Source organism: Amycolatopsis sp. NPDC051716, from assembly GCF_040681595.1.
Taxonomy (GTDB): Bacteria; Actinomycetota; Actinomycetes; order Mycobacteriales; family Pseudonocardiaceae; genus Amycolatopsis.
In genome coordinates this window covers 58,337-68,370 of sequence record NZ_JBFAZA010000047.1, presented here as the reverse complement: position 1 = coordinate 68,370, position 10,034 = coordinate 58,337, and the positions used below count along the sequence as shown (strand labels likewise).

At 72.3% G+C, this 10,034-nt stretch carries 10 protein-coding genes; 3 read left to right on the top strand and 7 right to left on the bottom strand.

Going from position 1 to position 10,034, the window contains the following annotated elements; all coding sequences use genetic code 11:
• Nucleotides 1-179: 179 nt before the first annotated feature.
• Nucleotides 180-500 carry an AzlD domain-containing protein gene (locus AB0M30_RS42045; protein ID WP_364596544.1) on the bottom strand — a complete coding sequence of 107 codons (321 nt, stop codon included), beginning with the start codon at nucleotides 498-500 and terminating at the stop codon, nucleotides 180-182.
• On the bottom strand, nucleotides 500-1,192 hold the full coding sequence (locus AB0M30_RS42040; RefSeq protein ID WP_364596542.1) for an AzlC family ABC transporter permease: 693 nt from the start codon (nucleotides 1,190-1,192) through the stop codon (nucleotides 500-502). The genes AB0M30_RS42045 and AB0M30_RS42040 overlap by 1 nt, the downstream gene beginning before the upstream one ends.
• A 68-nt stretch (nucleotides 1,193-1,260) precedes the next feature.
• On the opposite strand from AB0M30_RS42040, the gene AB0M30_RS42035 reads away from it, so the two are divergent.
• From AB0M30_RS42035 to AB0M30_RS42025, 3 genes are all read left to right on the top strand, one after another.
• Nucleotides 1,261-1,824, top strand: a complete 564-nt coding sequence (locus AB0M30_RS42035; protein ID WP_360180821.1) for an XRE family transcriptional regulator — start codon at nucleotides 1,261-1,263, stop codon at nucleotides 1,822-1,824.
• A 183-nt stretch (nucleotides 1,825-2,007) separates the two neighbouring features.
• Nucleotides 2,008-3,198, top strand: coding sequence for an NAD(P)/FAD-dependent oxidoreductase (locus AB0M30_RS42030; protein ID WP_364596539.1), 1,191 nt, complete (start codon nucleotides 2,008-2,010; stop codon nucleotides 3,196-3,198).
• Between the two features lie 16 nt (nucleotides 3,199-3,214).
• Nucleotides 3,215-4,378 carry an acyl-CoA dehydrogenase family protein gene (locus AB0M30_RS42025; protein WP_364596536.1) on the top strand — a complete coding sequence of 388 codons (1,164 nt, stop codon included), beginning with the start codon at nucleotides 3,215-3,217 and terminating at the stop codon, nucleotides 4,376-4,378.
• A 51-nt stretch (nucleotides 4,379-4,429) separates the two neighbouring features.
• Here AB0M30_RS42025 and AB0M30_RS42020 read toward each other — a convergent pair whose 3' ends face one another.
• From AB0M30_RS42020 to AB0M30_RS42000, 5 genes are all read right to left on the bottom strand, one after another.
• Entirely contained in the window at nucleotides 4,430-6,697 is a 2,268-nt protein-coding gene (locus AB0M30_RS42020) for an amino acid adenylation domain-containing protein (protein ID WP_364596533.1), read from the bottom strand.
• A complete protein-coding gene (locus AB0M30_RS42015) occupies nucleotides 6,684-6,992 on the bottom strand; it encodes an acyl carrier protein (RefSeq protein ID WP_364596530.1) in 309 nt (102 codons plus the stop codon). The genes AB0M30_RS42020 and AB0M30_RS42015 overlap by 14 nt, the downstream gene beginning before the upstream one ends.
• A 45-nt stretch (nucleotides 6,993-7,037) precedes the next feature.
• Nucleotides 7,038-7,802 carry an alpha/beta fold hydrolase gene (locus AB0M30_RS42010; protein WP_364596528.1) on the bottom strand — a complete coding sequence of 255 codons (765 nt, stop codon included), beginning with the start codon at nucleotides 7,800-7,802 and terminating at the stop codon, nucleotides 7,038-7,040.
• A gap of 229 nt (nucleotides 7,803-8,031) precedes the next feature.
• Nucleotides 8,032-8,955, bottom strand: coding sequence for a pyridoxal 5'-phosphate synthase lyase subunit PdxS (gene pdxS / locus AB0M30_RS42005; RefSeq protein WP_364596525.1), 924 nt, complete (start codon nucleotides 8,953-8,955; stop codon nucleotides 8,032-8,034).
• A gap of 88 nt (nucleotides 8,956-9,043) precedes the next feature.
• Nucleotides 9,044-10,027, bottom strand: a complete 984-nt coding sequence (locus tag AB0M30_RS42000; protein ID WP_364596522.1) for a DUF5937 family protein — start codon at nucleotides 10,025-10,027, stop codon at nucleotides 9,044-9,046.
• Between the last annotated feature and the right edge of the window lie 7 nt (nucleotides 10,028-10,034).

The window sequence follows — 10,034 nt, the reverse complement described above, 5'->3', positions numbered from 1 at the left end:
ATCGGCCAGAACACCCCAGCCGAAACCCGAACCAACTATCGTCAGGCCCCGGCTGCCTAACAACCCCGTGTCCGCCCCACCGGGGCAACTCCACATGATGCCCGCTGGAACACGCGTGCTGCCCGCCTGATCACGCCCGATGCCCCTTGCCGCACGCCGGCCCAGCCCGGCGCGGGCTGTCAGGGCACGCCGGCCAGCCTCAGCAGCGCGGCCGTCGCCGCGGCGGCCACCACCACCAGCACGAACGGGGCCTTCCGCCACGCCAGCACCCCGGCCACCAGCACCCCCGCCGGCCGGGCGATTCCGGCGAATCCGTGTCCCTCGGTCAGTGCGCTGACCGCGACCAGGGCCGCCAGCAGCACCACGGCCGCCAGTGCCATCAGCCGCTCGGCCTTCGGGGTCAGCTTCACCCGGCTGCGCAGCGCCGGCCCGGCGAACCGGAACGCGAACGTCCCGAGTGCCAGCACCCCCGTGGCGATCAGCAGTTCCATGCCGTCCATCAGCGCGCCTCCTCCAGCTCGGGCTCCTTCGCGGCCACCCCGGCCAGCACGCCCGCCAGCGCGAGCAGCACCGGCAGGCCCGCGGGCAGGAACGGCGTCGCCACCAGGGCGACCAGCACCCCGATCAGGACCGGCAGCCGGGTCGCCTTGTCGCGCAGCGAGGGCAGCACGAGCGCCAGCAGCACCGCCGGGAACGCCGCGTCCAGGCCGAACGCGTCCGTGTCGCTGATCGCCGTGCCGGCGTACGCCCCGCCGACCACGCCGATGTTCCAGCAGGCGAACAGGCCGATCCCGCACGCCCAGTACGCGGCACGCCGGCGGTGCGCCTCGCGCTGGGCCAGCGCGAACGCGACCGATTCGTCGATCATCAGGTGGCTGCCCGCCAGCCGGGCCGCCCACCGCTTCCCCAGGACGTCGCCGATCGCGAAGCCGAACGGCAGGTGCCGCGCGTTGGCCAGCAGCCCGGCGAGCACCGCGGCGAACGGGTTGCCGCCCGCCGCGACGATGCCGATGAACATGAACTGCGACGCCCCGGCGAAGACCACCAGCGACATCAGCATCGGCAGCCACAGGGGGAAGCCGGAGCTCACCGCGATGGCGCCGTAGGAAACCCCCACGAGACAATCGGCGAGACAGACCAGGCCGATGTCACGGGCGAGGCCCCGATCGAGTGTTCGCCATATCGAACGCATGTGTTCTAGAGTGAACGCAAGGCCCCGTGTTCGTCAAGACGAACGAAAAGACCGATGGAGCGAACAGCATGTCTCAGGAAGCCACCGGGGCGCCGCTGGAGATCATCGCGGCCTCGCTGCGCCGCGAACGGACGCGCGCGGGACTGTCGCTGACCGAGGTCGCGCGCCGCGCCGGCCTGGCCAAGTCGACGCTCTCGCAGCTCGAGTCGGGTACCGGCAACCCGAGCGTCGAGACGTTGTGGGCCCTCGGCGTCGCTCTCGACGTGCCCTTTTCCCGGCTGGTCGAACCGGATCGGCCGAAGGTCCGGGTGGTGCGCGCGGGCAAGGGGCCGACGGTGTTCGCCGAACACGCCGACTACGCGTGCACGCTCCTGTCGGCCTGCCCCTCCGGCGCCCGCCGCGACATCTACGTCGTCCGCGGCGAGCCGGGCACCCCGCGCCGCTCCGACCCGCACATGACCGGGGTGGTGGAGCACATCGTGCTGTGTGCCGGCCGCGCCCGGATCGGCGTCATGGACGACCCGGAGGAGCTCCTGCCCGGCGACTACATCTGCTATCCCGGCGACGTCCCGCACATCTTCGAAGCCCTCGAGCCGGGGACCTACGGCGTCGAGATCTCCGAATACATCTGACCCGTCGCCGGTTTCGGGGACGCCGGCCGAAGAGCACGGTCGAAGTGGGTCCGCCGACGTTTTCCGCCATAGGTTGGCACCGGTCGCGACGCCGATCCGGACCAGCCGTCCGCCCTCGCCGCGCCCGCCGTTCCCGTCCCTCGCGAGCCGGCGGCTCGCTGACGTTCGTTGTGAGGCAGCCGCATGTACGACGTCATCGTGGTCGGGGCGCGCTGCGCCGGTGCGCCCACCGCCCTGTTGCTGGCCCGCGCGGGCCACCGGGTGCTCCTGCTCGACAAGTCGGCGTACGGCTCCGACACCCTCTCCACGCACCTCGTCCACCAGCCCGGGATCGCGGCCCTCGCCCGCTGGGGAGTGCTGGACCACGTCCGCGCGTCGGGCTGCCCGCCGCTGGAACGAACCGTCTACGAGATCGCCGACGTCCACATCGACGGGCGCGCCGGCGGCGTCGCGGGCCAGCGGGCGAAGTTCGCCCCGCGGCGTCGTGTCCTGGACGCGTTGCTGGTGGACGCGGCCGTCGAGGCCGGGGCCGAGTTCCGCGACCGCTGCCGGGTGACCGGGCTGCGGTGGGACGCGACGGGCCGGGTCGTGGGGATCGAAGGCCGCCACGGGGGCCGGAGCTTCACCGAAGACGCGCGCCTGGTGGTGGGTGCGGACGGCATGCGCTCCACCGTAGCCCGGCTGGTGGGAGCGCCGTACCGGGTGCGGGACCCGCTGATGACCTGCGCCTACCACACGTACTGGCCCGACGTGCCCGCCGACGGCGTGGAGCTGTACGAGCGGCCCGGCGGCTGGGTGGCCGCCGTGCGCACCAACGACGACGCGACCATCGTGCAGGCGTACTTCCCGCAGTCCCGGTTCGCGGAGGTCCGCACCGACGCGCGCCGGGCCTACGAGGAGCAGATCCGCGCCACCGCGCCCGCGCTGTACGAGCGGCTGCGGGGCCGGGAGCCCGCGGAGCGCCTGCACGGCAGCGGCGACCAGCAGAACTTCTTCCGGCAGGCGACCGGGCCCGGCTGGGTCCTCGCCGGCGACGCCGGGCACCACAAGGACTCCATCACCGCCCGCGGCATCAGCGACGCGTTCCGGCAGGCGGAAAGCCTGGTGACCGAGGTGGGCGGCGCGCTCGGCGGCGATCCCGCACGGCTCGACGCCGCCCTGGCCCGGTTCGCCGAAGACCGGGACGCGACCCTCACCCCCGGCTACCAGGCCACGCTCGGCGTCGCCCGGCTGGCTCCGGCCCACGAGCAGCGGCTCGCCCTCCTGCGAGCCGTGCAGTCCGATCCGGAACTCGTCGCGACCTACCTCGACACGGTGGCCGGGATAGTGCCCCCGGACGCCCTCTACACGCCGAAGCTGCTCGCCCTCCTCTGAAGCCACCGGAGCGAAAATGGTCACCTTCACCGCCGAGCACGTCGCGCTGCGCAAGCTGGTCCGCGAGTTCTCCGAAAAGGAAATCGGGCCGTACGCCGACGAATGGGAAGCGAACGGGAGCTTCCCCGCGCACGAGCTGTTCCCGAAACTGGCCGAGCTCGGCCTGCTCGGCCTCGAGTACGACCCGGCGTACGGCGGCCAGGGCGCGGACCACCTCTGCACGGTGATCCTGCACGAGGAGCTCGGCCGCGTCGGGCCCGCCGGCGTGGCCCTGGGGATCGGTATCCAGACGGACATGGCGACCCCGTCGCTGCACCGGTACGGCAGCGAGGAACTCAAGCAGCGGTACCTGGTCCCCGCGCTCAACGGCGAGGCGGTCTGCGCGGTCGCGGTGACCGAGCCCGATTCGGGCTCCGACGTGACCGCCTTGACGACCCGGGCGGTGCGCGACGGCGACGACTGGGTGATCAACGGCTCGAAGGCCTACATCACCAACGGCACCCAGGCGGACTGGATCTGCCTGCTGGCCCGCACCGCCGACAAGCCCGCCGGCGGGGCCGGCGGCGGCGTCGGCCTCTCGCAGATCATCGTCCCGGCGGACACCCCGGGCTTTCAGGTCTCCCGCAAGCTCGACAAGCTCGGGATGCGCTCCTCCGACACCGCCGAGTTGACGTTCACCGACGCGCGGGTCCCGGTCGCCAACACGATCGGCGAGATCGATCTCGGTTTCTACCAGCAGATGAGCCAGTTCCAGAACGAGCGCCTCGCCCTGAGCTACGCGGCGGTCGGCGGCATGGAGACGGCCCTCACCCGGACCGCGGACTACCTGAAGACCCGCAAGGTCTTCGACAAGCCGTTGATCGGCAACCAGCACCTCGCCTTCACGCTGGCCGAGCTGAGTGCGCGGCTGGACGTCCTGCGGCACTACAACTACGCGGCCGCGGAGGCCTACGTCCGCGGCGAGGACGTGAACCGGTTCGCGACCGTCGGGAAGCTGGAGGCGGGCCGCCTGGCCCGCGAGATCGCCGCGACGTGCCTGCAGTTCCACGGAGCCATCGGGTACATGGAGGAGATGTGGACCGCCCGGTACTTCCGGGACAGTCCCGTGTGGTCGATCGGCGGCGGCGCCGATGAGGTCATGCTGTACGTCCTGTCCCGGCTGGACGGCTACCACGCTTGAGAAGCCCGGCTGCCGGCCCGCACCGCTTCGGCGGCGCGGGCCGGCAGCCGGTCAAGCGGCCCGCGGGCGCTGCTTCGCGAACCAGCCGACGGGCCGGGCGGCGGCCACCAGCCGGCGTCGATCGATCTTCCCGGTCGTCGTGATGGGCAGCTGATCCACGACCGCCCAGAGGGCGGGAACCATGTAGGACGGCAGTTCCTCCCGCAGGCGGTCGCGCAGGCCGACCGGCGTGACCGCCGTTCCCGGCGTGAGCCGGACGGCGGCGACGAGCCTCTTGTCGGTGCTGTCGCCTTCCGTGACCGTCACGAACGACTCCTCGACGCCGTCCTGGGCGCGCAGGACCTCGCCGATCGCGGACAGCTCGATGCGGAAGCCGCGGATCTTGACCTGGTCGTCCGCCCGGCCCAGGAAGTGGAGCCGGCCGGACCCGTCGAGCCGGACCAGGTCACCGGTGCGGTACAGCCGGGCCGGAACGTCCGGGGAGAAGAACCCGAAGGCCCGATCCGTCTCCGCCCGGTCGTTCAGGTAGCCCGCGGCGAGACCGGCGCCGGCCGTGTACAGCTCTCCGACGGCACCGGGCATCAGCAGTCTTCCGCGGTGGTCCAGGACGTGCACCTGTGTTCCCTGGATCGGCGAACCGATGGGCAGCGGCCCGTCGACGTCCGCGGATTCGCGCACCGAACAGGACGTCGTGACGACCGTGTTCTCGGTGGGACCGTAGCAGTTCGTGATGACCAGGCCCGGGTTTTCCGCCAGCGCCTGCTTGACGTGCTCGTGCGGCACCACGTCACCACCGGTCATGAGGTGCCGCAACCCGGCGAACGACCGGCTCGCGAATTCGTGCACCAGCCCGAACAGGCCCGCCGTGAGGAACGCCACGGTGACCCGGCGCTCCTCGAGGAAAGCGCCTATCTCGTTCGGCAGCAGCACCTCCGGTGGGCAGATCTCCAGTGTCGCCCCCGTCAGCAGGGTGCCCCAGATTTCCAATGTGGACGCGTCGAAGGCCAAGGGCGCCAAGCGAAGGGAGCGCTCGCCGGGGCCCAGCGCCAGGTGCTTGCCGTCGTGGACCAGCCGGAGCACGCCGCGGTGCGGTATCGCAACGCCCTTCGGCGCCCCGGTCGAGCCCGACGTGAAGGCGACATACGCCACCCGGTCGGGATCGGGCCGGACCGGCGGTGCCGCCTCGCCACCGGCCGCGCATCCCCGGTGCCAGGAACCGACCAGCGGCACGCCGAGCCGGGCGGCCGCGTCGCCGTCCGCGATCGCGGCGGCCGGGCGGGCCTTGGCCAAGATCCTCGCGATGTGCGACGCGGGCTGGGTCAGGTCGGCCCCGAAATAGGCGGCGCCCACCCAGAGCGTGCCCAGCACGGCCACCACCTCCGCGACCGACCGCGGAACCGCGATCAGCACGGTGCCGCCTTCTCCGACGCCGGCCGCGCGCAGCAGCCGGGCCTGCTCGGCCACGGCGGCGGCCAGCTCGGCGTACGTCAGCGCCGAGTCCGCGTCGCGCACGGCCACCGCGGACGGCCACCGGTCCGCCACGTCGCGGAAGAGCTGGTCCACCGACGAGCCCGAGAGGACGGCACCGGTGTCGTTGACGGTGTCGAGGATCGTCCGCGACCACGCGGAGACGCACCGGATGTCCGCCAGCGTCACCCCCGTGCCGGGCGCCACCAGTGCCTCGGCGAGTTGTTCCGCGGCGGCCGAACAATCCAGGAAGAACCGCTGCGCCTCGTCGTCCTCCCACAGGTCCGCCGCGCAGACGGCGAACGACCCGCCGGTGTCCTCCAGCCGCACGGCGATGTCGAACCGGGGTCCGGCGGCCGGCGCCCGCGTGCCGGGCAGGGCCACGAAAACCTGGACCAGCGGGTGACTGCGCCCGGACCGCTCGACGCCCAGCCGCGTGACGACTTCGTCGAGGGGAAAGCCGTCCCGGTCCAGGCTCCACGCCAGCGATTCGCGCACCCGGTGGGTGAACGCTTCCGGCGTCAGGTCGTCGTCGATGTCGACGCGCACCGGGATCGGGTCGGCCGGATCGCCGACCCCGATCAGCAAGGTGCGCACCCCGGTCAGCCTGGCCAGCGTGAGACCGAACGCGGCGAAGAGAACGGACGACGGCGGTACGTTCGCGGTGCCCGAGAGCTCGCGGAGCAACGCCACGGTTCGCGCGGACAGCTCGATGGGCTGCCGGCGACCGGGTACGGGCGCGTGCGGTGGCCGGCGCTTGGCCGACGGCACCTCCAGGACCGTCGGCACCTTCGCCAGTCGTTGCGCCCACAGTTCGACCGTGTGCTCGTCCCGGCCCTCAAGGGTTTCCATCGGCCCGCCCCACCTCGGCTTCGCCACGGCCGTCGGCTCGCATCCGGTCGAGCAAGGCCGCCTGGGCCCGGATCGTGGGAGCACGGAGGACGTCGACGGGCGTGATCGTGATTCCCGAGCTCTTCGCCATCTTCGCGATGAGGGAGATGAGGACGAACGAGTCGCCGCCCGCGTCGAAGAAACTCGTGTCGTCGTCGGGGGTGTCGTAGCCGAGGGTGTCCCGCCAAGCCGAACGGACGAGACCGAGGAGACGAGGTTGCTCGTCAACCTGCTGAACACTTGCCGCGTCTGCCATGAATTGCACCTCTCCGGTGGGTTTTCGTGCGGTTCTCCGGCCGGCTCAGGCGGTCGTCGTACCGGACCGCACGGTCTCCAGTACGCCGGTGAGGTCCGCGAGCAGCGCGGCCTCCTGGGGTTTGAGGTAGAAGTGCCCGCCGGGCAGCACCCGGAGCCGGAAGGCGCCGTTCGTCAGGTCCGCCCAGCGCGCTATCTCCTCCGGGGTCACCTCGGAGTCGTCCTCGCCGGCGTACGCGTAGACGGGGCAGGCCAGCGGCGGCCGCGAGCCACCGGAATAGCCGGCCACCAAACGGTAATCGCCGCGGACCGCCGGGAGCACGGCTTCTCGCATGCCCGGGTTCTCGAAGGCTTCGGCGCGGCTCGCGTCCAGGCCCACGACGTGCGCGATGATGTCCTCGTCCGCGCTGGGCACCGGGCCGCCGGGCAGCGCGTGCGGCGGCTGCGTCCCGGACACGCACAGGGCGGCCGGCGGACTCCCCCGCTCCTGCAGGCGCAACGCCACCTCGTGCGCCACCGTGGCCCCGAAACAGTGGCCGAACAGCACGATCTCCTGCCGTGCCAGCTCGCCGAGCGCGTCGGCGATGTCCTCCGCGAGGGCTTCCAGCCCGGGCGGGAACGGGTCGTCGAACCGATCCTCCCGGCCGGGGTACCGGACGGCCAGGACGCCGACGTCCGACGGCAGTCCGGCCGGCCAGGTGCGGTACGCACCCGCCACGGCACCGGCGTGGGGAAAGCAAACCAGTTTCGTCTCGCACCCGTCGTCGTCGCGGAAGCGACGTATCCACTTCTCCTCTACGGCGTTCTTCATCGGCTGAGCCCCTTTCCACGGCCGGCTGCCGCAGCCAGGAGTCTCGCGCTGAACGGCGCCGATCGCGCCTCTGAGCGTGCGAAGTCCTCGAACGGCGTGCTCTGCCGCGTCCGGCCGGGCCGCCCAGGGGCCGTTGCGGGTGCCCCAGCTCGCGGCCGGGATCCCCGTCGAGACAGGAAAAGGCCCCGTGGCGATGTCGCCACGGGGCCTTTTGAAGATCGGCGTGGCGTTACCAGCCGCGCTCGGCGAGCCGGTGCGGCTCCGGCAGCTCCTCGACGTTGATGCCGACCATCGCCTCGCCCAAGCCGCGCGAGACCTTGGCGAGGACGTCCGGGTCGTCGTAGAACGTCGTCGCCTTGACGATCGCCGCGGCGCGCTGGGCCGGGTTGCCCGACTTGAAGATGCCGGAGCCGACGAACACGCCCTCGGCGCCGAGCTGCATCATCATCGCCGCGTCGGCCGGGGTCGCGATGCCGCCCGCGGTGAACAGCACCACCGGGAGCTTCCCGGCCTGCGCCACCTCGCGCACCAGCTCGTACGGCGCCTGCAGCTCCTTGGCCGCCACGAACAGCTCGTCCTCCGGCAGCGACGTCAGCCGCCGGATCTCCTGCCGGATCTGACGCATGTGCGTGGTGGCGTTCGAGACGTCGCCGGTGCCGGCCTCGCCCTTGGAGCGGATCATCGCCGCGCCCTCGGTGATCCGCCGCAGCGCTTCGCCGAGGTTGGTCGCGCCGCAGACGAAGGGCACGGTGAAGGCCCACTTGTCGATGTGGTTGGCGTAGTCGGCCGGGGTGAGGACCTCGGACTCGTCGACGTAGTCCACGCCGAGGGACTGCAGGACCTGCGCCTCGACGAAGTGGCCGATGCGGGCCTTCGCCATCACCGGGATCGAGACGGCCTCGATGATGCCGTCGATCAGGTCGGGGTCGCTCATCCGGGCGACACCGCCCTGGGCGCGGATGTCGGCGGGGACGCGCTCGAGGGCCATCACCGCGACCGCGCCGGCGTCTTCGGCGATCTTCGCCTGCTCGGCGGTGACCACGTCCATGATCACGCCGCCCTTGAGCATTTCGGCCATCCCGCGCTTCACCTTGGCGGTGCCGGTGACGGACTGGACGGTGCCGCTGGAGAGGGTGGGCTGCTGCTCGGACACGACGACGCCTTTCGACACGGTTCAGAGGTGGACGAATCCGAGCGTAGGTCGGCGGTGGACCCTTGAAGCAGGCCAGTACGCGGGTATCTCAGCAGTCCACTTCGCCGGCGCCCGCGACCAGGGATTCCGCGAGCGAAGTGCGCACGTAGAGCACGTGACGTCCAGCACGATGCCGGTTGACCAGGGCCGCGGCCTTGAGCACGCCGAGGTGCTGCGACACCGCCCCGGCGCTCAGCCCGGTCCGGCGGGCCAGTTCCGCGGTGGACGCCGGCGCGGCCAGTTCGGCCAGCAGCAGCGCGCGGCCGCGGCCCACCACGGCGGCCAGCGCGCCGGGCGCGGTGGCGGTGCCGGTCTCCCACAGCGTGGCGATCCCGCGCGGCGGGTAGCGCAGCACCGGCTGCCAGCGCGCGTCGGTCTTGGAGAACACCCGCGGCCAGACGAACGCGGAGGGCACCAGCACGAGGCCGCGCCCGTCGAGCGGGACGGCGGCGTGCAGGTGCCGGTGCGCGACCGTGAGCGTGCCGCCCTGCCAGCGGACCAGCGGGGTGAGGTCGTTGAACAGCTCGGCGGCCCCGCCCTGGGCCAGCAGCCGGGACCGGTACAGCACGTCGGCTTCGAGCAGCGCGCGGATCCGCGGCCAGTCGGGGGCCAGCACGAGGTGCCAGTACCGCTCCATCAGCGTCGCGAGCCGCTCCAGGCCCGCCTCCGGCTCGCGGTGGAGACGGTTCAGCGCGGGCGAGCGCGGCCCGGCCATCGCGTCGAGCTCGCGCCGGACCAGGCGGGCGGGCACGTCCCGCAGGTCGGCGAGCTCGTCGGCCAGTTCGGGCAACGGCGTCGACGGCGTCCCGGCCAGGAACCCGGGCAGGTGCCGCAGCGGGACGAGGTTGCGCAGGAACCCGATGTCGAGGCCGGCTCCGGCCAGCGCCGCGGTGGCGCGCTTGATCCACGGCAGGTGCAGGGCGTGCTGCCCCGGGGAGTTCAGGACGCGGACGCTCGCCACGATCTCCCAGGCCGGGGAGAACGCGAACCGGGTGTGCGCCAGGTCCTCTGTGGAGAATGCCAGGTCGAGCACTGCTGCC